This window comes from Mesorhizobium sp. B3-1-6 (assembly GCF_006439555.1).
GTDB lineage: Bacteria > Pseudomonadota > Alphaproteobacteria > Rhizobiales > Rhizobiaceae > Mesorhizobium.
Genome location: NZ_VFTM01000029.1, coordinates 36,009 through 61,174 on the forward strand (window position 1 = coordinate 36,009; position 25,166 = coordinate 61,174).

Annotated in this window: 26 protein-coding genes; 9 read left to right on the plus strand and 17 right to left on the minus strand. The window is 63.8% G+C overall.

All coding sequences use genetic code 11. The features are described from left to right. Positions 1-105 precede the first annotated feature (105 nt). The 7 genes from FJ414_RS23595 (at position 106) to ugpC (ending at position 8,001) form a co-directional block, all read left to right on the plus strand. Positions 106-1,452: a nucleotide sugar dehydrogenase gene (locus tag FJ414_RS23595; RefSeq protein ID WP_140646792.1), complete on the plus strand. Its 1,347-nt coding sequence runs from the start codon at positions 106-108 to the stop codon at positions 1,450-1,452. A gap of 114 nt (positions 1,453-1,566) precedes the next feature. Next, positions 1,567-2,484 carry an AraC family transcriptional regulator gene (locus FJ414_RS23600; RefSeq protein ID WP_140646793.1) on the plus strand — a complete coding sequence of 306 codons (918 nt, stop codon included), beginning with the start codon at positions 1,567-1,569 and terminating at the stop codon, positions 2,482-2,484. Between the two features lie 239 nt (positions 2,485-2,723). Beyond that, positions 2,724-3,998, plus strand: a complete 1,275-nt coding sequence (locus FJ414_RS23605) for an extracellular solute-binding protein (protein ID WP_140646794.1) — start codon at positions 2,724-2,726, stop codon at positions 3,996-3,998. Between the two features lie 160 nt (positions 3,999-4,158). Continuing rightward, entirely contained in the window at positions 4,159-5,025 is an 867-nt protein-coding gene (locus FJ414_RS23610; RefSeq protein ID WP_140646795.1) for a sugar ABC transporter permease, read from the plus strand. Beyond that, on the plus strand, positions 5,022-5,849 hold the full coding sequence (locus FJ414_RS23615; RefSeq protein ID WP_181181694.1) for a carbohydrate ABC transporter permease: 828 nt from the start codon (positions 5,022-5,024) through the stop codon (positions 5,847-5,849). Before FJ414_RS23610 ends, FJ414_RS23615 begins: the two co-directional genes overlap by 4 nt. Before the next feature lie 16 nt (positions 5,850-5,865). Next, positions 5,866-6,912 carry an NAD(P)-dependent alcohol dehydrogenase gene (locus FJ414_RS23620; protein ID WP_140646843.1) on the plus strand — a complete coding sequence of 349 codons (1,047 nt, stop codon included), beginning with the start codon at positions 5,866-5,868 and terminating at the stop codon, positions 6,910-6,912. A 3-nt stretch (positions 6,913-6,915) separates the two neighbouring features. Continuing rightward, positions 6,916-8,001: a sn-glycerol-3-phosphate ABC transporter ATP-binding protein UgpC gene (ugpC, locus tag FJ414_RS23625; RefSeq protein WP_140646797.1), complete on the plus strand. Its 1,086-nt coding sequence runs from the start codon at positions 6,916-6,918 to the stop codon at positions 7,999-8,001. Between the two features lie 27 nt (positions 8,002-8,028). Here ugpC and FJ414_RS23630 read toward each other — a convergent pair whose 3' ends face one another. From FJ414_RS23630 to gcvA, 9 genes are all read right to left on the minus strand, one after another. After that, complete coding sequence (locus FJ414_RS23630) at positions 8,029-9,615, minus strand: FGGY-family carbohydrate kinase (RefSeq protein ID WP_140646798.1); 1,587 nt, start codon at positions 9,613-9,615, stop codon at positions 8,029-8,031. Further along, positions 9,612-10,295, minus strand: coding sequence for an HAD-IA family hydrolase (locus tag FJ414_RS23635; RefSeq protein WP_140646799.1), 684 nt, complete (start codon positions 10,293-10,295; stop codon positions 9,612-9,614). Before FJ414_RS23635 ends, FJ414_RS23630 begins: the two co-directional genes overlap by 4 nt. An 82-nt stretch (positions 10,296-10,377) precedes the next feature. After that, positions 10,378-11,856 carry a mannitol dehydrogenase family protein gene (locus tag FJ414_RS23640; RefSeq protein ID WP_140646800.1) on the minus strand — a complete coding sequence of 493 codons (1,479 nt, stop codon included), beginning with the start codon at positions 11,854-11,856 and terminating at the stop codon, positions 10,378-10,380. 166 nt (positions 11,857-12,022) lie between these two features. Further along, positions 12,023-12,793 (minus strand): L-iditol 2-dehydrogenase, encoded by a 771-nt coding sequence (locus tag FJ414_RS23645; protein ID WP_140646801.1) that lies wholly within the window; start codon positions 12,791-12,793, stop codon positions 12,023-12,025. 10 nt (positions 12,794-12,803) lie between these two features. Then, positions 12,804-13,808, minus strand: a complete 1,005-nt coding sequence (locus FJ414_RS23650; RefSeq protein ID WP_140646802.1) for an ABC transporter ATP-binding protein — start codon at positions 13,806-13,808, stop codon at positions 12,804-12,806. A 46-nt stretch (positions 13,809-13,854) separates the two neighbouring features. After that, entirely contained in the window at positions 13,855-14,679 is an 825-nt protein-coding gene (locus FJ414_RS23655; RefSeq protein WP_140646803.1) for a carbohydrate ABC transporter permease, read from the minus strand. A gap of 11 nt (positions 14,680-14,690) precedes the next feature. Then, entirely contained in the window at positions 14,691-15,563 is an 873-nt protein-coding gene (locus tag FJ414_RS23660; protein WP_140646804.1) for a sugar ABC transporter permease, read from the minus strand. A 143-nt stretch (positions 15,564-15,706) separates the two neighbouring features. Beyond that, on the minus strand, positions 15,707-17,017 hold the full coding sequence (locus FJ414_RS23665; RefSeq protein WP_140646805.1) for a sugar ABC transporter substrate-binding protein: 1,311 nt from the start codon (positions 17,015-17,017) through the stop codon (positions 15,707-15,709). Between the two features lie 177 nt (positions 17,018-17,194). Beyond that, positions 17,195-18,103 carry a transcriptional regulator GcvA gene (gene gcvA, locus FJ414_RS23670; protein ID WP_140646806.1) on the minus strand — a complete coding sequence of 303 codons (909 nt, stop codon included), beginning with the start codon at positions 18,101-18,103 and terminating at the stop codon, positions 17,195-17,197. Positions 18,104-18,315: 212 nt separating this feature from the next. On the opposite strand from gcvA, the gene FJ414_RS23675 reads away from it, so the two are divergent. Further along, entirely contained in the window at positions 18,316-18,501 is a 186-nt protein-coding gene (locus FJ414_RS23675; RefSeq protein WP_140646807.1) for a hypothetical protein, read from the plus strand. 20 nt (positions 18,502-18,521) lie between these two features. Here the strand turns inward: FJ414_RS23675 and FJ414_RS23680 are convergent, their stop codons facing one another. After that, a complete protein-coding gene (locus FJ414_RS23680; RefSeq protein WP_140646808.1) occupies positions 18,522-19,478 on the minus strand; it encodes a sugar-binding transcriptional regulator in 957 nt (318 codons plus the stop codon). Positions 19,479-19,686: 208 nt separating this feature from the next. Between FJ414_RS23680 and FJ414_RS23685 the strand changes: the two genes are divergently transcribed. Beyond that, positions 19,687-20,319 carry an HAD family phosphatase gene (locus FJ414_RS23685; RefSeq protein WP_140646809.1) on the plus strand — a complete coding sequence of 211 codons (633 nt, stop codon included), beginning with the start codon at positions 19,687-19,689 and terminating at the stop codon, positions 20,317-20,319. A 388-nt stretch (positions 20,320-20,707) separates the two neighbouring features. Here the strand turns inward: FJ414_RS23685 and FJ414_RS23690 are convergent, their stop codons facing one another. The 7 genes from FJ414_RS23690 to FJ414_RS23720 form a co-directional block, all read right to left on the minus strand. Next, positions 20,708-21,475 carry a class II aldolase and adducin N-terminal domain-containing protein gene (locus FJ414_RS23690; protein ID WP_140646810.1) on the minus strand — a complete coding sequence of 256 codons (768 nt, stop codon included), beginning with the start codon at positions 21,473-21,475 and terminating at the stop codon, positions 20,708-20,710. Between the two features lie 83 nt (positions 21,476-21,558). Beyond that, complete coding sequence (gene ureG / locus FJ414_RS23695) at positions 21,559-22,191, minus strand: urease accessory protein UreG (RefSeq protein WP_140646811.1); 633 nt, start codon at positions 22,189-22,191, stop codon at positions 21,559-21,561. After that, positions 22,188-22,628: a DUF3995 domain-containing protein gene (locus FJ414_RS23700; protein ID WP_140646812.1), complete on the minus strand. Its 441-nt coding sequence runs from the start codon at positions 22,626-22,628 to the stop codon at positions 22,188-22,190. The genes ureG and FJ414_RS23700 overlap by 4 nt, the downstream gene beginning before the upstream one ends. Beyond that, positions 22,625-23,296 (minus strand): urease accessory protein UreF, encoded by a 672-nt coding sequence (locus FJ414_RS23705; RefSeq protein WP_140646844.1) that lies wholly within the window; start codon positions 23,294-23,296, stop codon positions 22,625-22,627. The genes FJ414_RS23700 and FJ414_RS23705 overlap by 4 nt, the downstream gene beginning before the upstream one ends. Next, the gene (gene ureE, locus FJ414_RS23710) at positions 23,289-23,861 is read right to left on the minus strand and encodes an urease accessory protein UreE (protein WP_140646813.1); all 573 of its coding nucleotides are present in this window, start codon (positions 23,859-23,861) and stop codon (positions 23,289-23,291) included. The genes FJ414_RS23705 and ureE overlap by 8 nt, the downstream gene beginning before the upstream one ends. Then, positions 23,858-24,463, minus strand: coding sequence for a glutathione S-transferase family protein (locus tag FJ414_RS23715; RefSeq protein WP_140646814.1), 606 nt, complete (start codon positions 24,461-24,463; stop codon positions 23,858-23,860). Before FJ414_RS23715 ends, ureE begins: the two co-directional genes overlap by 4 nt. Positions 24,464-24,522: 59 nt before the next feature. Beyond that, positions 24,523-25,116, minus strand: a complete 594-nt coding sequence (locus tag FJ414_RS23720) for a hypothetical protein (RefSeq protein WP_140646815.1) — start codon at positions 25,114-25,116, stop codon at positions 24,523-24,525. Positions 25,117-25,166: the final 50 nt, after the last annotated feature.

A 25,166-nucleotide genomic window follows, 5' to 3' on the forward strand; every position in this document is an offset into this window, starting at 1 on the left:
GACAACGTGGGGTTATGACGCCGGCTACAGAAGTCCTGTCCGTCAGAATTCACGGCATTGCAATGCGGCACCGGTTCCGGTCAGCCGCCCTGGTGGAGGGCAACAATGACTTTGGTCGAGCAGGCTCGCGGCGCGACACTTCATTCGAAACTTGAATCACGAACGGCCACGATCGGCGTCATCGGGCTTGGCTATGTCGGCCTACCGCTTGCCGCGGTGGCGGCGCGGGCCGGCTTCCGGGTGATCGGCTTCGACATCGACAACAGCAAGGTCGAGAGGCTGAGGGCGGGCCGGTCCTATATCGGCGCCGTTGCCGACGAGGCGCTGCAGGACATCAGCGCAGGCGGGCGTTTCCAGGCGACATCGGACTTCGCGGCCCTCGAAGAATGCGATGTGATATCCATTTGCGTCCCGACGCCGCTGACAAAGCAGCGGGAGCCGGACCTCTCCTTCGTGGAAGGAACGACGCGCGCCATCGCGGCTCATCTGCGCAAGCACCAGCTTGTCGTGCTGGAATCGACCACCTATCCCGGCACCACCGACGAGGTGATGAAGCCCATACTGGAAGCGACGGGCTACAAATCCGGCAGGGATTTCTTCCTCGGCTATTCGCCCGAGCGCGAGGACCCGGGCAGCATCGGCTTCGAAACCGCCACCATTCCGAAAGTTGTCGCCGGCGACGGGCCGGTCGCCGCGAAACTGGTGGCGCTCTTCTACGGCGCGATCGTGGAGAGGGTCGTGCCTGTCTCGAGCATCAAGGTGGCCGAAGTGGTGAAGCTGACGGAAAACATCTTCCGCGCCGTCAACATCGCCTTGGTCAATGAGCTCAAGGTCATCTATTCCGCCATGGGGATAGACATCTGGGAAGTCATCGAGGCGGCCAAGACGAAGCCTTTCGGCTATATGCCGTTCTATCCCGGTCCAGGGCTCGGCGGACACTGTATCCCGATCGATCCGTTCTACCTGACCTGGAAGTCGCGCGAGTTCGAAGTGTCGACGAAGTTCATCGAACTGGCCGGCGAGATCAACGTCTCCATGCCGCACTACGTCATGGCGAAGCTCTCGGAAGCCCTCGACACACAGCTTGGCCTGCCGCTGAGCCAGGCAGCCATCCTGATCGTCGGCGTCGCCTACAAGAAGAACGTGTCGGACGTGCGCGAAAGCCCGGCGCTCAAGCTGATCGAGCTGCTCGAGACACGCACCGCCGACATTGCCTATCATGACCCTCACGTCGCGCGCATCCCGAAGACGCGCAAGCACCCGATGCTGGCCGGCAAGGATTGCATCCGCCTCAACCGCGACTCGATCGCTGCCTATGACGCGGTCGTCATCGTCACCGACCATGACGGGGTCGACTATGGGCTCCTGGCAAATCATTCGCGACTGATCATCGACACGCGCAACGCCATGCAGCGCAACGGCATCGTCTGCGACCGGGTGGTGAAAGCGTAGGGCATTCGCCGGCCAGCCTGGGATCCGGCGCCGACGGCACGTTCACTTGCCGGGGCTGGGCTGCTACGGATAGCGCCGATACGGATAGCCGGCGCACCGCGCCGGGAGGAATGGATGCCCTTCAAGCGCAGAAAGAACACCGCCGCGATACCACGCACGGCGCCCGCCTTCGAGCATATCGTGACCGAGGCGAGCGACAGTTTCCTGTGGCGGCTGGACGACTATCCGTGGGAGCGCAATGTCTGGAATTTTCACCCCGAATACGAAATCCATCTTCTGAGGAAATCGTCCGGCGTGGTGCTGGTCGGCGACCATATCGGCGAGTTCGGCCCGGGCTACCTGACCATCGTCGGCGGCGGCCTGCCGCATGACTGGGTGACCGCGGTGCAGCCCGGCGAGCTGATCGAGGGTCGCGACATCGTTCTCCAATTCGATCCCGAGCGGCTGCGCGGCTCGTCCGGGCTGCTGCCGGAACTGCGCGAGCTGGAACCGTTCCTGGAACGCTCGCTGCGCGGCATGGTCTTCCATGGCCAGACCGCGCTCGACGGCGCCGACCTGATGGAAAAAATGGGAGAGGTGCAGGGGCTGGCGAGGTTCCGCCTGTTCCTCGAACTGCTGGACCTTCTGGCCGCCACCGACGAATACGCGCTGTTGTCGTCGCCGGACTTTTCGCCGCTGCTCGACGCGGAATCGCTCGATATCATCCAGCGCTCGCTGACCTATCTGTTCCAGCATTTCGCCGAGGATCTGAAGCTGCCGGAGGTGGCGGCATTGGCCGGGATGAGCGAAAGCACATTCTCGCGCTTCTTCCAGAAGAATACTGGCAACTCGTTCAGCGATCATGTCGCCAAGCTGAGGCTCTGGCAGGCCTGCAAGCTGCTCGCTGATACCGAGATCCCGATCACCGACATCTGCTTCCAGGTCGGCTACATGAACATCTCCAACTTCAACCGCGCCTTCCTACGCAAGCACAAGATAACGCCCTCCTCCTATCGCAAGCTGTCGCGGCAGCGGCTGACGCTGCGGGCCTGATCGAGCCGGGAGCGGCTACGCTTGATAGCACTGATACTCGTGTGACGGGCAGACTCTGCCCGTGCCATTTTTTGCGCCGCACAATGCATAAAAGTACAGGTCTGCTGCAACGGGGCTTCTAGTCTCGCCCCTTCCAACTCCTCATTTTGGCGACGGGTCGCAGTCATGCGGGCGACGTGAGGGTCGCTTAGCCCGCGGACTTGCGACTTCCCGCGCATGTTCCTGGAGGAGAAACATCAATGAAATCAAACCGGCTCGCTGCCAGCCTCGGTGCAGCTTTCGTGCTTACCGCTTCTGTTTCAACCGCAGCCCTGGCGCAGGCGCCGGTCTGCTCGGCGCCGGTCAAGGTGCTGGCGCAGCCGCGCGACGGCCTGACGCTGCTGGAGGATTCGAAGGACGAGTTCAAGAAGCTCTCCGGCGCATCGTTCCAGATCGATTACCTCAACGAGAACGACCGCCGCGCCAAGTCGCGCGCCGATGCTTCCACCGTCGGCAACTACAACGTCTACTATGTCGACGAGGCCAATGTGGCGCTGTTTGCGTCCTCCGGCTGGATCGTGCCTCTGACCGATTATTACCCGGCTGACTATGACTATGCCGATTTCGATCCGGGCCGCCAGAAGGTCGCCACTTATGACGGCAAGGTGTGGTTCGCGCCGCTGACCGGCGGCGGCGACCTGATGGTCTACCGCAAGGATGTGCTGGAGGCCGCCGGCATCCAGCCGCCAAAAACGCTGGACGAGCTGATCGCCGACGTGCCTAAGCTGACCAATGCCGACAAGGGCATGTACGGCATTGCGCTGCGCGGCGCGCGCGGCTCGGGCGCCAATGTCTGGCGCTGGATGCCGTTCTTCAAAGCCTATGGCGGCAAGTGGTTCGACGGCGACAAGCCGGCTTTCAATTCGGACGCCGCCGTCAAGGCGACCGAGACCTACCTGAAGCTGTTCAAGGACTCGGCGCCCGGCACGCAGACCGGCAGCTGGGATGAATCGACCGGCGCTTTCCTGTCCGGCCAGGTCGCCATCCTCGTCGAATCGACGCCGCTGTCGGGCATGGCGGTGGACCCGAAGACCTCGCAGGTGGTCGGCAAGATCGGCTTCCTGCCGCCGCCCTCGCCCCTGCCCGGCGGCGGCTACGGCCACGGGCTCGCCATCGGCACGAAGGCCAATGCGGACGACGCCGCGAAGAAATGCGCCGGCCTGTTCATCGCCTGGGCGACGTCGAAAGAGAACGAGAAGCGCCGGCTCGACGCGCATCAATTCGGCGAGCTCAACCGCACCAGCATCCTCACCAGCAAGGAATTCGCCGATATCTACGGCGCCGATCTCGGCCAGGCGCTGGCCGATACCGGCAAGGTCACGGCGGTGAACTTCTGGCAGGATCCGCGCTGGCCCGATCTCGGCGACCGCTGGGGCATCATCCTGGAAGAGCTCGTCACCGGCACGCGCACCGACATCAAGGGCGGCCTCAACGAGCTCGAGGCCTATGCCAACGAGCTGGTGAAGAAGAAGTAATCCTCCCGCCCGCGGCGCGCGATCCACGGCATTCGTCGGAATGCCGGGATCCCCGCCGCGGGTTTCATGCCAGCGATCCGATCTCTTTGCTTGAACGCAATTCCGGACGGAAACCGCGTCACATTTTTCCTGGAATTGCTCCGATACCCGAGGATAGGCAATGCGCCGACGCTCTTCCCTGCCGGTCACATTTCTCGTTCCGACGCTCGCCATCCTGCTCGTGCTGTCGATGGTGCCGACGCTCTACGCCATCGTCATCGCGCTGCAGAACCGCGAGCTGAGCACGACGGGCTATTCCTGGGTCTGGTTCTCGAACTTCGCCGATCTCTTTACCGACCGCCGTTTCCTCAACGCCGTCTGGGTTTCGGTGAAATGGGAGATCGTCACCGTGGTGGCGACAATGGTGGTGGCGATCGGACTGGGTGTGCTGATGTTCGAGGTCGCCGGCCCACGCCTTCGCAATTTCTATTGTCTGCTGTTCATCATCCCGGTGCTTTTGCCGCGCGTCTCGGCCGCCTTCGTCTGGAAGTTCGCCTATCACCCGCTCTACGGCATCGCCACCTATCCCTACCGGCTGATTACTGGTGGGCTGATCTTCGATCCGCTGTCCAAACCGGCGACCGCGCTGTTCGCCGTCGCTTCGGTGGATGTCTGGCAATGGGGGCTGTTCTTCGCCGTCATCGTGCTGAAGCTGCTCGAAACCTTGCCGCCGCAGCCGATCGAGGCGGCCAGGCTCGACCACGCCAAGCGCTGGCAGATCCACGCCTACGTCACCTTGCCGATGCTGAAGGCGCCGCTGATCAGCCTGATGTTCGTCAAGATGATCGAGTCGCTGCGGTCCTTCGACCTCATCTATGTGATGACGCGCGGCGGGCCCGGCGTCGCGACCGAGACGCTCGACATGTACGCCTTCTCGCAAGGCTTCATCGAATCCGGCAAGGTTTCCTACGCGTCGGCCATGGCGGTGCTGATGATGATCGCGACCGTCATCACCTTCACCATGCTGTGGAAGCGGGTGCAGGCATGAAGCCATATCCGATAAGAGTGGGCCGCCTGATCGCCAAGGCCATCCTGGCGCTGGCCGGATTCCTGGCCGTGTTCCCGTTGGTCTGGACGGCGCTCAACGCGCTCAAGAACAATGTCGACATCATCACGCGCGTGCCGAAAGTGATCTTCACGCCGACGCTCGCCAACATCAGCTACATCCTCGGCCGCGACAGCGTGCTGACCGGGCTCTACAACTCGGTCGTCGCCTGCGGCGCGGCGGTGGTGATCGGCATCGCGCTCGGCCTGCCGGCAGCCTATGCGGTGGCGCGCTACCCAAACCGCTTTGCCGGCGACATCCAGTTCTTCGTCTTGTCGCTGCGCTTCCTGCCGCCGGTGGCGGTGGCCATCCCGCTGATGGTGATCTGGCTGCAGGTCGGCCTCTACGACACTTTGCCGGCGCTGATCGTCACCTATTCGCTGCTCACCATCTCGGTGATCATGTGGCTCGCCATCCCAGCCTTCCAGGGCGTGCCGAAGGAGATCGAGGAAGCGGCTTTCGTCGATGGCTACGGCGCCTATTCGGTGTTCTGGCGGATCGCGCTTCCCGTCGCGGCGCGCTCGCTGATCGGCGCCGTCGCCTTCAGCTTCGTGCTGGTCTGGAACGAATTCCTGATCGCGCTGATGCTGTCGAGCTCCAACGCCAAGACGCTGCCGATCGTGGCTTCCGAGCTGTCCCAGCAAGGCATGAACGTGCCGTGGGGAATCCTCAATGCCTCGGTCGTGCTCTTGTCGCTGCCGCCGCTGCTGTTCCTCGGTGTTTTGAGCGGCTTCCTGAATTCCGTTTTCCGGCAAAAGAAAAATTGAAGTGAGGCTTATCCCGATGCGGGCACTGGTGCTTGAGAAAAAAGGCGAACTGTCGCTGCGCGAGATCGCGCTGCCGCAAGACGTCGGGCAGGACGACGTCAGGATCGCCATCCACACGGTCGGCGTCTGCGGCAGCGACGTGCATTACTACACGCATGGCGCCATCGGCAGCTATATCGTGCGCCAGCCGATGGTGCTCGGCCATGAGGCCTCGGGAACAATCGTCGAGGTCGGCGCCAATGTCACAAGCCTGAAGGTCGGCGACCGGGTGTGCATGGAGCCAGGCGTGCCGAACCTTGCGTCGCGCGCGACGAAGCTCGGCATCTACAATGTCGACCCGGACGTCCGCTTCTGGGCGACGCCGCCGGTGCATGGCGTGCTCGCGCCCTATGCAGTCCATCCGGCGGCCTTCACCTACAAGCTGCCGGATAATGTCTCCTTCGCCGAGGGCGCGATGGTCGAGCCCTTCGCCATCGGCATGCAGGCGGCGGCGCGCGCCAGGATCGTTCCGGGCGATGTCGCCGTCGTCGTCGGCTGCGGACCGATCGGCATCATGATCGCCCTGGCCGCTTTAGCCGGCGGCTGTTCCAAGGTGCTGATCTCGGACTTCTCCGCGCCGAAGCTGGAGATCGCCGCCCAGTATCCCGGCATCGTACCGGTCAATGTCGGCAAGCAGTCACTGGTCGACACCGTTGCGGCCGCGACCGACAATTGGGGCGCCGATATCGTGTTCGAGGCGAGCGGCAGCCCGAAGGCCTTCGCCAATCTGTTCGAGGTCGTGCGGCCGGGCGGCGCGGTGGTGTTGGTCGGCCTGCCGGTGGATGCGGTCGAGCTCAACGTGCCGGCTGCGATCTCCAAGGAAGTGCGCATCGAAACCGTGTTCCGCTATGCCAACATCTTCGACCGCGCCCTGCAGCTCATCGCGTCAGGCAAGGTCGACCTCAAGCCGCTGATCACCGGCACCTATGATTTCTCCGAGAGCATCAAGGCGTTCGAGCGCGCCGCGCAAGGCAAGCCGCAGGACGTCAAGCTGCAGATCCTGCTGACCGGCGAGAAGGGATAAGGAATGTCCGCCATCGTTTGCTCCCATGTCAACAAGGCCTATGGCGCCACGACGGTCATCCGCGATCTCAATCTCTCGATCGAAGAGCATGAGTTCGTCGTGTTCCTCGGCCCGTCCGGCTGCGGCAAGTCCACGCTTCTCAGGATGCTGGCGGGGCTGGAGGACATCAGCGGCGGCAAGGTGTCGATCGGCGGCAAGGTGGTGAACGATCTCGACCCAGGCGACCGCGGCATCGCCATGGTGTTCCAGAATTATGCGCTCTATCCGCATATGACGATCTTCGACAACATCGCCTTCGGACTGAAGCGGCAGAAGGTGCCGGCGGCCGAGATCAAGAGGCGCGTCGAGGCCGTCGCGAAAACGCTTGGCCTCGAACCCTATCTCGGCCGCAAGCCGACCGAGCTTTCCGGCGGCCAGCAGCAGCGCGTGGCGATCGCGCGCGCCATGATCAAGACGCCGAAAGTGTTCCTGTTCGACGAACCGCTGTCCAATCTCGACGCCAAGCTGCGCAACCATATGCGCGTCGAGATCGCCCGGCTGCACCAGTCGCTGAAGACCACCACCGTCTATGTCACGCATGATCAGCTCGAGGCGATGACGCTCGCCGACCGCATCGTCTTGTTGAAGGACGGCGTGATCGAGCAGATCGGCTCGCCGGCGGAAATCTATCGCCGTCCCGGCAATCTGTTCGTGGCCGGCTTCATCGGCACGCCGAACATGAATTTCATCGAGGCCATGGTCGGCCGCACAGGCGATGGCTGGACGTTGACCGGCGCGGGGACAGTGCTATCGGTCGAGGGCAGCGACTTCTACCTGCAGCACGGCGATCGCGTGGTGCTCGGCATCCGGCCTCCGGATCTGAAGACGGCGGAAGCCGGCGCGGGAAACCTGCTGCAAGGCACCGCCGACCTCATCGAGTTCCATGGCAATGACGCGCTGGTGACGGTCGGCTTTGGCGGCAAGGAGATCAGCGCGCTGGTGCCGGCCCGCGAATGCCCGCAGCAGAGCGCGCCGGTGCGCTACACGTTCGACGAGGAAAGCATCCATCTGTTCGACGCCGAGACAGGCAAGTCGCTGCGCAGGCAGTAGAACGGCGAGAGCGCTCCGGGAATCGCCCTATCCAATCGCGTCGAGCATCTGCCGCTGGCGATGCATTTCGAGGAATATCCGGTAATCGCGGTCGAAGCGAGCTCCAGCGGCCTTGTTGGGCGCGCGGATCTTGCCGCCCTGTTGCATGGCGACGCAGGCGGCGTTGAGATCGGGATAGATCCCGGCGGCGGTCGCCGCCACCATGCCGGTGCCGAGCAACACCGCCTCGTCGGCCAGCGGCTCGACAACCGTGCAGCCGGTGGCGTCGGCGTAGAGCTCCATCAAAAGCGGGTTCTTGGTGTGGCCGCCGGTGACATGCAGCGTGTCGATCAGATAGCCGTTCTCGTTCAGCGCCTCGAGCACATGGCGCACGCCGAGCGCGATGCCGACGGCGGTGCGCCAGTAGAGCTTGCAAAGGCTGTCGAAAGAGGAATCGAGCGTCAGGCCGCTGATGACGCCGACGGCGTGCGGGTCGGCGAGCGGCGAGCGGTTGCCGTGAAAATCCGGCAGCACATGCAGCCTTGCGGCCAGCGCATCGCCGTCCTCGGCGCGCAGCTCGGCGACGCGCCCGGCGATCTTCATATGCATCGCCGCGTCCGGCTCGCCGCCGGCGCCATGCCAGCGGATGATGTGGTCGAGCAGCGCGCCGGTGGCCGACTGGCCGCCTTCCGACAGCCACAGCGTCGGCAATGCCGCGCCGAAATAAGGGCCCCAGACGCCGGCAAAAGGCTGCGGGTCGGGCGACATCGCCATGACGCAGGACGATGTGCCGGCAATCAGCGCCAGATGCCGGCCGATGTCCTTCTCGTCGCCGGCAAAGCCGCCGAGAACGCCGAGAGCACCCGCATAGGCGTCGATCACGCCGGCGCCGACCCGGCATTTTTCAGTGAGGCCAAGTTCAGCCGCGGCCTCGGCCGTCAGCGGACCGATATCGGCGCCGACGGGGCTGGCCTTTTCCGGCAGGTTGGCGTGCTCGAACAGGTCGCCGAGACCGACAAGTTCGAAGAAGTCGCGCCGCCAGCTTTTTTCCTCATGCGCGAGATAGGTCCATTTCGCCGTCAGCGTGCATTGCGAGCGGGCGAGCGAGCCTGATGCCTTCCAGGTCAGGAAATCGGCGAGATCGAATAGATAGCCGGCTTCGTTCCATGTCTTCGGCAGATGGCGCTTCAGCCACATCAGCTTCGGCGTTTCCATCTCCGGCGACATCACACCGCCGATATAATCGAGCACGGCGTGGCCGCTCGTGGTGCATTCATCGGCCTCGGCGATGGCGCGATGATCGAGCCAGACCATCGTGTCCCAGCGCTTCTCGCCGGTGACCGAGACGCTGATCTGGCTGCCTTGCCTGTCGCGCGCGACCAGCGAGCAGGTGGCGTCGAAAGAGATGCCGGCGATATCCCCAGCGGCGACGCTGGATTTCTGCAGAGCGGACCGCACGGATTTGCATACCGCCGACCAAATATCTTCCGAATCATGCTCGGCGTGATCGGGCTTGGGCTGATGCATGGCGATCGGATGATCGGCGCGGCCGAGCAGGTTGCCTTCGGAGTCGAGAATGCCCGCGCGGGCGCTCCCGGTGCCGACATCGACCGCGCAAACGAAACTCTTCGTCAAGATGCTTTTTCTCTCGCTCCCAGGCCTGCAATCAGATCGGGCAATTGCAGCATGTCAGCGAATATAAAGTCCGGTTCCGTCGACGCAAGCCGCGCCTTGAGGACGGGGTTGGACGCGTGCGAGCCACCGGTGAAGGCAAAAACGCGCATGCCCGCCGCGCGGGCCGCGGCAACGCCGGCGGGGCTGTCCTCGATCACCAGGCAACGGCGCGGATGCGCCCGCATGCTGGCGGCGGCATGCAGGAAAAGGTCGGGCGCCGGCTTGCCGCGCTTGACCATGCTGGCGCTGAACAGATGCGGCTCCAGCGAGGGAAGCAAGCCGGTGACGTCGAGCGCGTAGCGGATGCGCTCCAGCGTGCCGGAGGATGCGACGCAGCATGGCAGGCGAAGCTTCGGCAGCAGCTCCTTGACGCCCGGGATCGGCTTCAATTCCTCGCGGAATTTGCGCATCAGGTCGACGCGCATGGCGGTCAGATGCTCGTCGCTGATCTCCAACCCGAAATCGCGGCCGAGGATCTCGCGCACGCTTTTCATGCTCTTGCCGAGGAAATGCTCGTAGGCGGCGTCCTCGCCGACCGTGCCGCCGGCGAGCTCGATCATGCCAAGCAGCGCCGAGACGGAAAGCGCCTCGCTATCGACCAGCACGCCGTCACAGTCGAAGATGACCAGTTCCGGCGTCATGGCTGTTGCTTCCAGCTAAGCAATTCCAGGAAAAGTGTGGGCGGTTTTCCGCCCGGAATTGCGTCAAAAGAGATCGAGGCTTTCAGAGCTTGCCGGCGAGATAGCGCGTCAGGGTTTCATGCGCGCCCTGCGCCCACAGCACCTTCAAGGCGTGGGCGAAGGCTTCGCCGAAGACGGGCGAGCGGCCGACATCGCCATAGATATCCTCCATCGCCAGCCAGGCCTTCGGATCGTCCTTCGCCGCTTTCGCGGTCGCTTGCATGCGGTCCCAGCTCGGGTCGTTCGGCTCGATGACGGCGCCGCTGTCGGTCGTGCCGAAGCAGTAGCGGCACCACAAGGCCGATTCCAGCGCGAGACCGGCGACGCCCTCGCCCGCCTTCAGCCGGTCGGCGATCGTCGGGATGATGAATTTCGGCTGACGGTTGGAGCCGTCGAGGCAAAGCCGGCGGATGGTGTCGCCGATCTTCGGGTTGGAGAAGCGGCGCTCGATGAGCTGGTAATAGTCCTCCAGATCGGTGTCGGGCACGGGCGGCACGGTCGGGATGATCTCGTCATGCTCGAGCTTCGACAGGAAGCCGCGCACCAGCGGCTCCTGCATGCCTTCATGGACGAAATGGATGTCCATCAGCCCGGCCGGATAAGCGATCGTGGCGTGGCCGCCATTGAGGATGCGTATCTTCATCAGCTCGTAAGGCGAGACGTCCTTGACGAACTGCACGCCGACCTTTTCCAGCGCCGGGCGGCCGGCGGTGAAACGGTCCTCCAGCACCCATTGCTTGAACGGCTCGCAGAACACCGGCCAATTGTCCTCCAGCCCGAAATCGTCGGCGAGGATCTTGCGCTCTCGGTCGCTGGTGGCCGGGGTGATGCGGTCGACCATGCCGTTCGGGAAGGCGACCTTGTCCTCCACCCATTTCGCCAGATCCTCGTCGATCAGCCTGGCAAGGCCGATCACGCCGTCGGAGGTGACGTGGCCGTTATGGGGGATGTTGTCGCAGGACATGACGGTGAACGGCACGATGCCGTCGGCGCGCCGGCGCAGCAGGCCGGCAATGATGATGCCGAAGACGGTCTTCGGCACAGCACCCGGCTGGGCGTCGGCGACAATGTCGGGATGGGCCGGATTGAACTTGCCGGAGGCCGGATCGATGAAATAGCCGCCCTCGGTGATGGTCAGCGAGACGATCTTGATCGCCGGATCGGCGAGTTGGTCAATGATCGCGGCCGCGTCGCCGGGCGTCAGGAAATCGATCATGGCGCCGGTGACGCGGGCGCTCATATGACCCTGGTCCTGTTCGACGACCGTGGTCAGCCAGTCCTGTTCCTGGAGCTTGGAACGGCCGATCTTCTCGCCCTCGAACACGCCGGCGCCGATCAGCGCCCAGTCATGGCACTCGCCGGTGCCGAACAGGTCGTCGAGATAGACCGCCTGGTGCGAGCGGTGGAAATTGCCGACGCCAAAATGGACGATGCCCGCCTTCAGGGCGGAGCGGTCGTATTTCGGGCCGGCGACCTTGGCCGGCAGCCTGGCGAGGTTCGAGGAAGAGAGTTTCACGGTCATCTCATTTTACCCTTTGGCCGATCCGCAGCCCGACTGTTTACGCCTCCTTGGGGAGAGCGAGGATGAGGGGCAACACCTGGTGTTCCAGTATGCCGCCCCTCACCCGCCCCATGGCGTCTTCTCCGGAGGAAAGAAGAGAAGCGCCTTCCCCCTCAGCCCATCCCGGTCAACTCATCCATTGGCCGCCATCGACATTGTAGGTCTGGGCGACAATGTATTCGGCCTCGTCGCTGGCGAGGAAAACCGCCATGCCGGCGAGGTCCTCGGGCTTGCCCATGCGACCGTAAGGAACGCCTTCGCCGACCAGACGCTTCTTTTCGCCCTTGGGCCGGTTCTCGTATTTGGCGAACAGCGCGTCGACCTGGTCCCACATGTCGCTGTCGACGACGCCCGGCGCGATGCCGTTGACGTTGATGCGATGCTTGATGAGATCGAGACCGGCCGATTGAGTGAGCGAGATGACCGCGGCCTTGGTGGCGCAATAGACGGCGACCAGCGGCTCGCCGCGACGGCCGGCCTGGCTCGCCATGTTGATGATCCTGCCGCCCTTGCCGCGCGCGATCATCGAGCGGGCAGCCGCCTGCAGCATGAACAGCGTGCCGGCGACGTTGACGGAGAACAGTTTTTCGTAGCTCGCCTTGGTGATCTCGACGATCGGCGCCAGGTCGAAGATTGCGGCGTTGTTGACCAGCACGTCGAGCCCACCGGTCTTCGCCTCGACCGCCTTCACCGCCGCCTCGATCGAAGACTGATCGGTGACGTCGAGCCGGACCGCGTAAGCGGCCGGGCCGATCGCCTTCGCCGTCGCTTGCGCCGCGTCGAGGTCGATGTCGGCAATCGCCACCGTCGCGCCTTCGCGCGCATAGGCTTCGGCGAAGGCCCTGCCGATGCCGCGCGCCGATCCGGTGATCAGCGCCGATTTGCCTTTCAGCCTCACTTTCCCGTCCTCACCGGGCCAGCGCCTTGCCGTCGGCGCCGAAGCGATGGAGCTTGGCCTTGTCGGGGGTCAGGTAGACGGTATCGCCGTGTTTCACGCCGACCTCGCCGTCGGCGCGGACATTGACGGTGCCGATACCGTCCGCCTGGACGTGCAGGAAAGTGTCGGAGCCAAGATGCTCGGCGACGCCGACCGTCGCCTTCCAGTCGCCCGACGTGGTCGAGATGTTGAGATGCTCGGGCCGGATGCCGATGGTCTTGGCGCCGTATTTGTCAGCCGGCGCGCCTTCGATCAGGTTCATCTTCGGCGAGCCGATGAAGCCGGCGACGAAGAGGTTCTTCGGCGTCTTGTAGAGCTCCATCGGCGAGCCGACCTGCTCGATGTTGCCGGCGTTGAGCACGACGATCTTGTCGGCCATGGTCATGGCTTCGACCTGGTCGTGGGTGACGTAGATCATCGTCGTCTTGAGCTGATGGTGCAGCTCGCTGATCTCCAGGCGCATGGTGCCGCGCAGTGCCGCGTCGAGGTTGGACAGCGGCTCGTCGAACAGGAAGGCCGAAGGCTGGCGCACGATGGCGCGGCCGATGGCGACGCGCTGGCGCTGGCCGCCGGACAGCTGGCCGGGGCGACGCTCGAGATAGTTGGTGAGGTTCAGCACGCGGGCTGCGTCCTTCACCTTCTTGTCGATGGTCGCCTGGTCCTCGCCGGCCATCTTCAACGGGAAGGCGATGTTCTTGGCGACCGTCATATGCGGATAGAGCGCGTAGGACTGGAACACCATGGCAAGCTTGCGTTTGGCCGGCGCCTCGCCGGTGACGTCGCGGCCATCGATGCTGATGGTGCCGCCGCTGGTGTCCTCGAGCCCGGCGATCAGCCTGAGCAGCGTGGACTTGCCGCAACCCGATGGGCCGACGAACACGACGAACTCGCCGTCATCGATGTTGAGGTCGATGTCCGGAATGATCACCGTCGACCCGAAGGACTTGGAGACGTTCTTGAGCGTGATGTTTCCCATGGTTTCCTCCCGGGGATGGTCTTCGTCGTCCGCCGCTCGGGCGTCGTTACTTCACGGCGCCAAAGGTGAGGCCGCGCACCAGCTGCTTCTGGCTGAACCAGCCCATGATCAGGATCGGCGCGATCGCCAGTGTCGAGGCCGCAGAAAGCTTTGCCCAGAACAGGCCTTGCGGACTGGAGAAGGAACTGATGAAGGCCGTCAGCGGCGCGGCATTGGTGGTGGTGAGCCGGATGGTCCAGAACGCTTCGTTCCAGGCGAGGATGATGTTCAAGAGCATGGTCGAGGCGATGCCCGGAACGGCCATCGGCGTCAGCACATAGATGATCTCGTTCCACAGCGAGGCACCGTCCATGCGCGCGGCCTCGAGGATCTCGCCCGGGATCTCGCGGAAATAGGTGTAGAGCATCCAGACCACGATCGGCAGGTTGATCAGCATCAGCATGACCATCAGGCCGATGCGGCTGTCGAGCAGGCCGGTGTCGCGGAAGATCAGGTAGATCGGGAACAGCACCGCGACGGCCGGCATCATCTTGGTGGACAGCATCCACATCAGGATGTCCTTGGTGCGCTTGGTCGGCGAGAAGGCCATCGACCATGCGGCAGGGACCGCGATCAGCAGCGCCAGGATGGTCGAGCCGACCGACAGCAGCACCGAATTGAAGAAGAACTTGAAATAGCCGCTCTGCTGCTGGACCTCCGAATAGCTCTCGAAGGTCCCGGACGGGATCAGGGCGAAGCCCTGGATCGCCTCCTGCTCGGATTTGAACGAGGTGATGATCGTATAAAGGATCGGAAAGAAGATCAGCAGGGCGACGATCCAGGCCGCGGCCGTGGCGATGGTCTTGTGCTGGGTGGTGACTGCGCGGGCCATCTTGTCCTCCCTTACTTGTCGAGGTTCTTGCCGACGGCGCGCATGGCGAAGAAGGCAACGATGTTGGCGAGAATGACGGCGATCACGCCACCGGCGGACGCCTGGCCGATTTTGAACTCCAGCAGCGCCTTCTGGTAAACGAGGAAGGGCAGGTTGGTGGAGGCGTAGCCCGGACCGCCATTGGTGGTGACCAGGATTTCGGCATAGATCGAGAGCAGGAAGATGGTCTGGATCAAGATGACCACGGTGATGGCGCGCGACATGTGCGGCAGCGTCAGATACCAGAAGCGGCTGAGGAAGCCGGCGCCGTCCATCTCGGCCGCCTCTTTCTGCTCGCCGTCGAGCGACTGCAGCGAGGTGAGCAGGATCAGCGTTGCGAAGGGCAACCACTGCCAGGCGACGATGATGATGACCGCCGTCAGCGGGTGCTGCCCGAACCAGTCGATCGGCTGGGCGCCGAAGAAGCGCGCAATGTCGGCGAAGACGCCGTATTGCGGGTGCATGATCATGTTCTTCCAGACCAGTGCGGCCACCGGCGGCATGACGAAGAACGGCGAGATGACCAGGATGCGCACGATCCCCTGACCCCAGATCGGCTGATCGAGCAGCAGCGCAAGAAGAATGCCGCCGATGATGGTGATCAGGAGGACCGCCACGACGATGGTCAGCGTGTTGAGAATGGCGGCGAAGAACGCCGGATTGTCGTAGAACAGCTTGTAGTTGGAGAAACCGACAAAGCCGTCGCGGATCGGGTTCAGCGGATTGTATTGCAGGAACGAGAACCACAGCGTGAACGCTAGCGGCACGATCATCCAGATGAACAGCAGGATCACCGATGGCGCCATCATGAAACGCGCAAGCGAACGGGTTTGCTGAGTAGCCATGACGGTCACCCTCCCAAGGTCAGCCGGATTTTCAGAGTTGTGCCAGAATTTTCCCGATTTTGAAGGGTGGCCGCCCGAACTGGGTTTCGGGCGGCCACCTGCCGGTCATGATGCGCGACCGGCGTTCGGCACCGGGAGGAGCCTTACTTGATGTAGCCGCCTTCGGTCATCGCCGCGGTGGCTGCGTCCTGAGCCTGCTTCAGCGCATCGTCGACGCTCGACTGGCCGGCAAGGGCGGCCGAGAAGAGCTGGCCGACGGTGGTGCCGAGGCCCTGGAATTCAGGAATGGCGACGAACTGCACGCCGACATAGGGCACCGGCTTGACGGTCGGATGCGTCGGGTCGGCGGCGTTGATGGAGTCCAGCGTCATCTTCGCGAAGGGCGCCGCCTTCTGGTACTCCGCATTGGCGTAGAGCGAGGAGCGCGTGCCCGGAGGAACGTTGGCCCAGCCTTCCTTCGAGGCGACCAGCTCGGCATAGTGCTTGCTGGTTGCCCAGGAGACGAACTTCTCGGCGGCATCGGCCTTCTGGGTGCCGGCGGGGATCGCCAGCGACCATGCCCACAGCCAGTTGCCGCGCTTGCCGAGGCCGTTGTCGGGCGCCAGCGCGTAGCCGACCTTGTCGGCGACCTGCGAGGCCTTCGGATCGGAGACGAAGGAGGCGGCGACGGTGGCGTCGATCCACATGCCGCACTTGCCCTGCTGGAACAGCGCCAGGTTCTCGTTGAAGCCGTTGGACGAAGCGCCTTCCGGACCGTCGGCCTTCATCAGGTCGACATAGAACTGCAGCGTGTTCTTCCACTCGGGCTGATCGAACTGCGGCTTCCAGTTCTCGTCGAACCAGCGCGCGCCGAAGGAGTTCGACATGGCCGTGAGGAAAGCCATGTTCTCGCCCCAACCGGCCTTGCCGCGCAGGCACACGCCGTTCACGCCGTTGGCGCGGTCGGTCATCTTGTCGGCGGCCTGCTTGATGAAGTCCCAGGTCGGGGCATCGGGCATCTTCAAGCCCGCCTTCTCCATCAGGTCCTTGCGGTACATGACGAAGGAGCTTTCGCCGTAGAAGGGCGCGGCATAGAGCTTGCCGTCGACCGAAAGGCCGCCGGCGATGGCCGGGATGATGTCCTTGACGTCATAGTCGTCGCCAAGCTTGTCGAGCGGCAGGAGCCAGCTCTGCTTGGCCCAGATCGGAACCTCATAGGTGCCGATGGTCATGACGTCGTACTGGCCGCCCTTGGTGGCGATATCCGTGGTGACGCGCTCGCGCAGCACGTTCTCTTCGAGCGTGACCCAGTTGAGCTGGATGTCGGGGTTGGCCTTGGTGAAGTCGTCCGTCAGCTTCTGCATACGGACCATGTCGCCATTGTTGACGGTGGCGATGGTGATGGATTCGGCTTGCGCGGCGAAAGCGAGGGCGCTGGCCGACAACAGGCCCAGGGTGAGCGTGCGAAGTTTCATCAAATTCCTCCCATAAACCAAGTTGAGCATTTGCCTTGGCTTTGGGCAATTACTCACTTGGCGTGAATTATGTCAACCCTGAATCTATGCTGCAACGCAGCAGAAATGACGTTACGTGACCCCGATCCAGCGATGCGGCCGGCATCTTTGGAGGAGGAAGCTAAGGGGGGTGCCGGATTACGGGCAGGCGATCTCGGCCAGGATCCAGTCGCGGAAGGCGCGGATCTTCGGCACGTTGCGACGCGCCGTCGGATAGACCAGCCAATAGGCATGGCCGTCGTCGCCGACCAGGTCGAAGGGCTGGACCAGGCGGCCGTCGGCGATCTCGTTCTTGAACAGGGCCCTGGTCAGGATCGCCACGCCGTGGCCGGCCATGGCCGCATTCGCCTCATAGGCCTGCGCGCCCATGCTGGAGCCGGGCCGTTTTGCGAGGTCGTGCCCGGTCACGCCGGCGGCCTCGAACCATTGCGCCCACCAGACGTCGCCGGGATCGAGGATCGGCAGGCGCAGCAGATCCGCCGGCTCGTTGACGCCGCCGATGCTCGCCGCGAGCTTCGGGCTCAGCATCGGGGTGAAATCGGCATCGAGCAGCTTATGCGCCTCTAGGCCCGGCCACTTGCCGCCGCCCGAGCGGATAGCGAGATCGACATCCTCGCGCGCGAAATCGGTCAGGCGGCTCGACGTGTCGAGCCGCACGGCAAGTGCGGGATGGGCGAGCTGGAACGAGCCCAGATGCTGCGCCAGCCAGTTCGAGGCGAAGGTCAGCACGGTGGTGACACAGAGCAGGCCGTCGGCGCCGCCGCGCGCCGCGGCATAGGCCTGGCCCAGGATGGCGAAGGCCTCGCTGACGGCGGGCGCCAGGCGCTGGCCGGGCTCGGTCAACTCGATCTGCCGTGGACGGCGCAGAAACAGCGGCGCGCCGATGCGCTCCTCGAGCAGCTTGATCTGGTAGCTCGCAGCCGCCTGGGTCATGCCCAGCTCCTGCGCGGCCTTGGTGAAGGACAGGTGCCTGGCCACCGCCTCGAACACCCGGATCGCCTGCAGTGGCGGCAGCGGCGCAAGCTGCGGAGAGCTGAGATCGGGCATAAGGCCTCCTTATGGGTCATGATCGAGGTTTAATTGGAAGCACGAACCGGCCAGACCGATATTTGGGGTCGACGATCAACCCAGTTCAAGCGCCAGAGCGCTTCGCCGTTTCACCGAAACGGCAAATCGCTCCAACTCTCTGATTTTACGCAATTCCGGACGGAAAACCGCTCACACTTGTCCTGGAATTGCTCAAGCGAAGGCTGACGATCATGACCACGGTACAGGAAAAACTCGTCTCCACCCCGGCACGCGGTTGGTTTTTCACGCTCGTGCGGGAATTTGCAAGGTTTTCGGGCCGCAGGCGCGGCTATATCGATGTCAGGGAACTATCCGAGCATCTGCAGCGCGACATGGGTTTTCTCGACGGCAACGATCCGCGCGGCCCCTCGCAATAGGCGGCTCTTTTTATGGGCAATCAGCCATCAAGCAAGGCTTCGGCCGTCCGTTCGTCGGTGATGAGGCCGTTGACCAGCCGGCGGTTGACGGCGGCCAGGATGCCCGGCAGCTTGCGGTCGCCCATGGCCAGAGCAATGACCAGCGACCTTTCCCGCGACGGCAGCGCGGCGGAGGACACCCGGTCGTTGGTGATGCCCTCGATCATGCGACCCTCCCGGTCGTACACCCATCCAACGATTTCGGCGATGCCGCCGGCCTTCTGCAGCGCCTTCAACTCGCTTTCCGAAATGAAGCCGTCCTCGTAGAGGGGTGCCTTAGGCCCGAGGTCGCCGATGCCGACGAAGGTGACATCGGCCTCGGCCGCCAGCGCCAATGTAGGCTGGATCATCGGCTGGTTGAGCAGCATCTCGCGCTCTTCCGGCGAGGACGCAATGACCGGCAGCGGCATCGGGAAGGACCGCGCCTTGACGCGGTCGGCCATGGTGAAGATGACGTTGTAGAAGGCGGCCGAGCCGTCGGGCGAGATGTTGCCGGTCAAGGACACGACCTTGTGCTGCGGGCATTCCATCGGCGGCAGTTGCTCGATCGCCGCCTTCAGCGTTCGCCCAGTGCCGATCGCCATGACGATGGGGGCCTCCGAGCGCAGCCGGCGTTCGATCTCGGCCGCCGCCGCCTCGGCGATGCCGATCGTCGTCGAATTCGAAGCCGGATCGCTCGGCACCACTTCGACGAGGTCGAGCGCGAAGCGCGACTTCAGCCGCGCGGCGAGGTCGAGGCAGTTGGCGATCGGGTGATCGACCCGCACCTTGATCAGGCCTTCCGACATGGCGAGCGATACCAGCCGCTGCGCCGTCTGCCTGGAAATGCCCAATTTGGCGGCGATCTGGTCCTGTGTGTTGCCGGCAACATAATAGAGCCAGCCGGCGCGCGCGGCGTCGTCCAACCTTGTGCTGCCGGTGTCCTGTCGCGAATTCACGTCCTGCCTCCCCAACCCCGTGCAACGTTCAAGCGGGCGCCATAGCTTACAGCGATTGCAGCGGCGCGCAATTGTCTATCGAAAGAGCAATTGCTTGGTAATTTTGACTCTGGGAAGGCGGCCGTTTCGCCCCTGTCCGAGCCATTTGCCATGGGGACGGTTTATCTCTACCGGGAAACGCTTTAAGGGATCGGAAAAGGAGCCTCGCGTGATGCCGAAAGCGGTTTTCTGGGACATGGACGGAACGCTGGTCGACAGCGAGCCGCTGCATGCGGCTGCCCTTGCGGCCGCGCTGCGCAGCGTCGGGATTGCGCCGCCGGTCAACCTGCATGAGCGCGTGCTGGGGATCGCGGCGTGGCCGGTCTACGAGATGCTGCGCGACGAGTTCGGCCTCGCTCTGCCCTTCGACGACTGGATCGGGCGCAAATACGACCATTATCTGCCGATGGCCGAAACGCTGAAGCCACGGCCCGGCGCGATCGAGGTGTTCAACGAATTGCGGGCGCTCGGCGTCGAGCAGGCGGTGGTGTCCAATTCCGACCGGCTGATCGTCGATGCCAATCTGCGCGCCGTCGGCCTCACCTATCCTGGCATGATGACGGTCAGCCGCAACGACGTGATCGACGGCAAGCCGCTTCCCGAACCATTCCTGCGCGCGGCCTATCTCGCCGGCGTCGATCCGGCGGATGCTTTTGCCGTCGACGACAGCCTGACCGGCGCCATGGCCGGACTGGCGGCGGGCATGAAGACGATCTTCTGGCCAGAAGCGCCGATGGAGGGTCCGGCCGGGGCCATCGTCATCAACAGCGCCGAGGAGCTGCGCACGCAACTGGGGCTCTGAGCAGCTTCAGACGTCGGCGCCGCCCCTCATCCGCCTGCCGGCACCTTCTCCCCGTGAAACGGGCTACGGCACACATCTCCGAGCAGCTGGTCTCTGGCGATAGCGTGCATGGCAGCTTGGCGCATGCATTGTCTTATGTAGCGCTGGTCGACCCCCACTCCGTCTCGGCTTCGCCGAGACACCTCTCCCCCGATCGACGGGGTAGAGGAAGGGCGCCAAGCCTTTTGCCGTCAACGCCCGTCCAGCAACGCTCCCTTCCTTTCCCTCCGGAGGCGGAAGGTGGCGCTGCGAAGCAGCGACGGATTGGGGAACCACATGGCAATCAAGCCTCGGCCTGATCAGTCGCGCCAGTCACAGGAGATGTGTGCATAGCGTAGCCGGGGGAGCATCAATTCCGGTAGACCGGCTCTTCCTCGTCGAGGATCGCTTTCAGCTCGGCCAGATGGCGCTCGGCCTGGCCGGGATAATCGTCCATCTCGCGCGCGGTCTTCTCGGCGATCTCGTCGGAGAGCGTGCGCAGCGGGCGGCCGGTCCACAACGCCTTGATGTAGGTCTCCGCGGCGCGCTCGAAATAGAACATGCGGTTGAAGGCATCGGCGACAGTGTCGCCGATGACCATGACGCCGTGATTGCCCATGACCATCACCTTGACCTTGGGGTCGGCGAGAAGCTGCGAGCAGCGCTCGCCCTCTTCCTCGAAGGCCAAGCCGCCATAATTGGCATCGACGACATGGCGGTTGAAAAACATGGCCGAGTTCTGGTCGACCGGCGGCAGCGTCGAATCGGCCAGCGAGGCAAGCACCGTGGCATGGATCGAATGGACATGCATGGCGCAGCGCGCATGCGGCACATTGCGATGGATGGCGCCGTGCAGGCCCCAGGCGGTCGGGTCGGGCGCGTTGGGACCGGACAGCGTTTCGGGATCGTTGGCGTCGATCAAAAGCAGGTCGCTCGCCTTGACGCGCGAGAAATGCACCTGGTTCGGGTTCATCAGGAATTTGGTGCCGTCGTCGTTGACGGACAGCGAGAAGTGGTTGGCCACCGCCTCGTGCATGTTGAGCCGCGCCGTCCAGCGGAAGGCGGCGGCGAGATCGACCCGCTCCTCATAATAGGGCAGGTTGCTCAGCGGTTCCTTGTGCAGGCGGGCAAGGCTCATCGAAAATCCTCCGCTTGGGTTTTGTTTTACGACAATGCCGCGCGTGGCGGCCGCCAGCAACCGATAAGTGGTGGCTCAGCGGATCAAGCCGCCGGGCGCGCCGACTGCAGCCCGCCCCGCTCGACGATGAAGTCGATGACCTCCTCGAGGCCCTTGCCGCGCGACAGATCGGTGAAGCCGAAAGGCCGCTTGCCGCGCATGCGGCCGGCATCGCTCTCCATGATATCGAGGTTGACGTTCACATAGGGCGCCAGATCGCTCTTGTTGATGATGAGGAAATCCGAGCGGGTGATGGCCGGACCGCCCTTGCGCGGGATCTCCTCGCCCTGGCAGACCGAGATGACATAAAGCGTCAGATCGGCAAGGTCGGGCGAGAAGGTGGCGGCGAGGTTGTCGCCGCCGGATTCGATGAAGATGATGTCGAGGTCCGGGAACTTCTTGTTCAACTCGGCGATGGCGCGCAGATTGATCGAGGCGTCCTCGCGAATGGCGGTGTGCGGGCAGCCGCCGGTCTCGACGCCGACGATGCGCTCCTCGGGCAATGCTTGTAGCCGCGCGAGCATCATCGCGTCTTCCTTGGTGTAGATGTCGTTGGTGACGACGGCGATCGAAAAGTCGTCGCGCAGCGCCTTGCAGAGCTTTTCGGTGAGCGTCGTCTTGCCGGAGCCGACCGGCCCGCCGATGCCGATGCGAAGAGGACCGTTTTTCGACGTCATGCGGGAAACTCCGTGATGGCAAGGATTGCGAAGCCTGCCCCGATCAAGAGGCAAAGCGGCGAATAAAGGCTTTGGTCAAGCCGCGCGAAAGGCTGTTCGGGCGCAAGCCAGCGCCACCAGGGCATGAAGCCGGCAATGCCGCGACCGAGGAAAACGAGGCCGATCATCAACGCGGTGGCCGCCAGGCCTTCCCGTGGAAAGGGCGTGGCGAACACACCAGCGAGCGCCAGCGGCCAGAGCGTCGCGAGCGCCAGGCAGGCGGCGACCGCGAGGCTTGCGAAGGTCGAGGGCATCTCGTCGACGCCACGGAAGCCGACGACGGCGCGCGCGCAGGAGGCCTGGTCCGTGCCCGGCCAGATGCCGCCTATGCCCCAATAGACATGCAGCGTGGTGATCAGGAGCAGGACGAAGGAGAGGATGACGGCAAGCACGATCATGAGCGGAACAGCCTGGAATATTGCGTCTCATGCTGCATCGCCATGATGTCGGACATGAAGGCCGCGCCGCCCAGATCGTCAAGCGTCGAGGCAGCCGCGCGGGCAGCCGTGTCTATGGCCGAGGTTTCAAAGCCGGCTAACAACGTGACGGCGTCGACCTGACCGACGACACCCAGCCTGATTGCAGCCTGCACGAGATTGGAGAAAAAAGCTTGCAGGAAGGCAGACAGCGCCTGCGCAAGGTCGATGCCGCCGCTGCCGGCAACAGCGCCGACCGCAACGCAATAGGGGCAGTCGGCCGGCAGACGTCCCAACACCGGAGGCGACCAGGCGGCCACCGCCTGGAGAAAGGCCGCGCCCTGCAGCATGGTTTCCATGTGCCGTTCCTGCGACCCGGCAAGCGCTTCGGCCAGCGCGGCTACCTCACTCAGATCGCCACCGTCGCGCGCACGGCGCCAGCTTTCGGCGAACAGCACGGCGTCGTTCCAGCCGGAGCCCAACTCGACCAGCGTCTCCAGCCAGCCAGCGAGATCTTTCCGATCGGCGATCAGCCCATCATGCACGGCGCGCTCGAGCCCGTGGCTGTAAGAGAAGCCGCCGACCGGAAAGGACGGCGACAGCCAGGCCATCAGCCGCAGCAGCGCGATGCTGGAAAGCTCCTCAGTCATGATGATGGTGGTGGCCGTGGTCGTGGTCGTGGTCGTGATGATCATGGTGCTGGTGGTCATGATCGTGATGGTCATGCGAATGGCCGTGGTCGTGCCCATGCCCGGAATAGGCGCCGCGCACCGGGCTGAACGGCTGCGAAACCTCATGCACTGTCGCGCCGAGGCCTTCCAGCATCGCCTTGATGACGTGATCGCGCAGGATGAGGATGCGCTCCGCCTCGATCGCCGCCGCGAGGTGACGGTTGCCGATGTGCCAGGCAAGCTCGGCGAGATGAACCGCGTCGCGGGCGCGGATGTCGTAGACCTCTTCGGGCGCTGCGACGATCTCGAGCTGGCGGCCGTCCTCCAGCTCCAGCCGGTCGCCATTGTTCAGCGCCACCGGCTCGGGCAGGTCGACCAGCACCTTCTCGCCGGCAGCGGTCTCGATGGCGCGGCGGCGCAGATGCCGCTCGTCATGCGGCAGCACGGCCTTGTCATAGGGCGGCGCTGAGCCAGCCTCGCCGGCTGGCAACACCGAGACGGCGCGCGGGAATTTGGTGAAATCGGTGGTGATGTTGAGCTTCATTTTATGGCTCCGCCATTAGCTTGGGCACGGGCACGAGCGGGTCGCGACAGCACACGGTCGAAATAGGCATTCACCCGTTCGGAGTCGATCGGGAAGCGGCCGGCGCGGGCCCAGCCGCCCATGTCGCCGAGCAGGACATCGACGGCGGAAAACCGTTCGCCCAATGCAAAGGATCTGCCGCCAAGCCGCCGTTCCAGCGCCTTTATTTCCGATGCGAAATCATAGGCCGCGGCCGGCCCGACATCGACGCGCACGTCCCTTGGCAGCAGGAAGCGATGGCGCAGCTTGTTCCATAGCGGCGCTTCCAATTCGCTCTGGGCGAAATGCATCCAGGAATCCATCTCGGCGCGGCCGGCGAGGCCCGGATTGGCGCCCATGCCCTGATCCGCATGCTTGTCGGCCAGGTAGACGCAGATCGCCGCCGAATCCGTGATTTTGAGGTTATCGTCGATCAGGATCGGCACCTTGCCGGAAGGGTTGAGCGCATAGGCCTCCGGCGAGCGCAATTTGACCTCGACGAACTCGTAGGGCTGCCCGAGCTCCTCGAGCATCCAGAGCACCCGGCTGACACGGGAGCCGCGCGATCCGACGGCCTTGTACATGGTTGAACTCTTGCCTTTCCCCAAATCCTAGACCAACGCAGGCGTCGGCCCAACGCCACTTACACGATGGTGTCGAAGAGCCGCAGGATGAATGAGACCTGATAGATCAGCGCGGCCGCGACGAAGGCGATGTGGAAGCGGCGGTCGCGCACCAGGATCGCGATCAGGCAGAGCGCCACGAAGACCGGCGTGCGGATCAGATATTCGTTGCCGAAGCGGGCAAAATGCTCCGGACCTTTGAGCAGCGTGTCGACCACGTCGAGCAGATAGGTCGCCGCCAGCAGGCCAAAGAACCAGGCGCGGCGCGAGTAGAAATAATCCTCGTAGGAGGTGTAGTCGAGCATCAAATCCGGGAACAGCAGCGCGCACAGCAGGAACAGCGTGATGGCGTAGAAGATGATGAAAAGATATTTGCCGAAGGTCCAGTTCTCGATGGCGTAGAGGCCGAACTCCCACCACCAGAAATGCACCAGCATCAACAGCACCGAGCCTACCCAGGCGAGATGCACCGCGTAGAGTCGGTACTGACCGGGGTGCTGGACGATGCGGGCCGTTCCCGAAAGCAACCGCGTGACGCCGAGGCCGATCACTATGCCCATGACGATGCGGATATGCGGGAAGATGTCGTGGGGAGAGGCGATTTCGGTGGGCATGCCTGATCACAATGCGGCTGTTCGAATGAGGCCGCATATTGCGGTCTGCG

What these genes read in the sequence shown, in the direction of transcription:
- FJ414_RS23720 (WP_140646815.1), bottom strand. Translation starts at nt 25,116, where the DNA reads ATGCCCACCGAAATCGCCTCTCCCCACGACATCTTCCCGCATATCCGC.
- FJ414_RS23690 (WP_140646810.1), bottom strand. Translation starts at nt 21,475, where the DNA reads ATGAGCCTTGCCCGCCTGCACAAGGAACCGCTGAGCAACCTGCCCTAT.
- FJ414_RS23655 (WP_140646803.1), bottom strand. Translation starts at nt 14,679, where the DNA reads ATGGCCCGCGCAGTCACCACCCAGCACAAGACCATCGCCACGGCCGCG.
- ureE (WP_140646813.1), bottom strand. Translation starts at nt 23,861, where the DNA reads ATGAAGCTCAACATCACCACCGATTTCACCAAATTCCCGCGCGCCGTC.
- FJ414_RS23605 (WP_140646794.1), top strand. Translation starts at nt 2,724, where the DNA reads ATGAAATCAAACCGGCTCGCTGCCAGCCTCGGTGCAGCTTTCGTGCTT.
- FJ414_RS23715 (WP_140646814.1), bottom strand. Translation starts at nt 24,463, where the DNA reads ATGTACAAGGCCGTCGGATCGCGCGGCTCCCGTGTCAGCCGGGTGCTC.
- FJ414_RS23700 (WP_140646812.1), bottom strand. Translation starts at nt 22,628, where the DNA reads ATGATCGTGCTTGCCGTCATCCTCTCCTTCGTCCTGCTCCTGATCACC.
- FJ414_RS23600 (WP_140646793.1), top strand. Translation starts at nt 1,567, where the DNA reads ATGCCCTTCAAGCGCAGAAAGAACACCGCCGCGATACCACGCACGGCG.
- FJ414_RS23610 (WP_140646795.1), top strand. Translation starts at nt 4,159, where the DNA reads ATGCGCCGACGCTCTTCCCTGCCGGTCACATTTCTCGTTCCGACGCTC.
- FJ414_RS23615 (WP_181181694.1), top strand. Translation starts at nt 5,022, where the DNA reads ATGAAGCCATATCCGATAAGAGTGGGCCGCCTGATCGCCAAGGCCATC.
- FJ414_RS23595 (WP_140646792.1), top strand. Translation starts at nt 106, where the DNA reads ATGACTTTGGTCGAGCAGGCTCGCGGCGCGACACTTCATTCGAAACTT.
- gcvA (WP_140646806.1), bottom strand. Translation starts at nt 18,103, where the DNA reads ATGCCCGATCTCAGCTCTCCGCAGCTTGCGCCGCTGCCGCCACTGCAG.
- ureG (WP_140646811.1), bottom strand. Translation starts at nt 22,191, where the DNA reads ATGACGTCGAAAAACGGTCCTCTTCGCATCGGCATCGGCGGGCCGGTC.
- ugpC (WP_140646797.1), top strand. Translation starts at nt 6,916, where the DNA reads ATGTCCGCCATCGTTTGCTCCCATGTCAACAAGGCCTATGGCGCCACG.
- FJ414_RS23640 (WP_140646800.1), bottom strand. Translation starts at nt 11,856, where the DNA reads ATGACCGTGAAACTCTCTTCCTCGAACCTCGCCAGGCTGCCGGCCAAG.
- FJ414_RS23675 (WP_140646807.1), top strand. Translation starts at nt 18,316, where the DNA reads ATGACCACGGTACAGGAAAAACTCGTCTCCACCCCGGCACGCGGTTGG.
- FJ414_RS23665 (WP_140646805.1), bottom strand. Translation starts at nt 17,017, where the DNA reads ATGAAACTTCGCACGCTCACCCTGGGCCTGTTGTCGGCCAGCGCCCTC.
- FJ414_RS23660 (WP_140646804.1), bottom strand. Translation starts at nt 15,563, where the DNA reads ATGGCTACTCAGCAAACCCGTTCGCTTGCGCGTTTCATGATGGCGCCA.
- FJ414_RS23650 (WP_140646802.1), bottom strand. Translation starts at nt 13,808, where the DNA reads ATGGGAAACATCACGCTCAAGAACGTCTCCAAGTCCTTCGGGTCGACG.
- FJ414_RS23705 (WP_140646844.1), bottom strand. Translation starts at nt 23,296, where the DNA reads ATGACTGAGGAGCTTTCCAGCATCGCGCTGCTGCGGCTGATGGCCTGG.
- FJ414_RS23620 (WP_140646843.1), top strand. Translation starts at nt 5,866, where the DNA reads ATGCGGGCACTGGTGCTTGAGAAAAAAGGCGAACTGTCGCTGCGCGAG.
- FJ414_RS23635 (WP_140646799.1), bottom strand. Translation starts at nt 10,295, where the DNA reads ATGACGCCGGAACTGGTCATCTTCGACTGTGACGGCGTGCTGGTCGAT.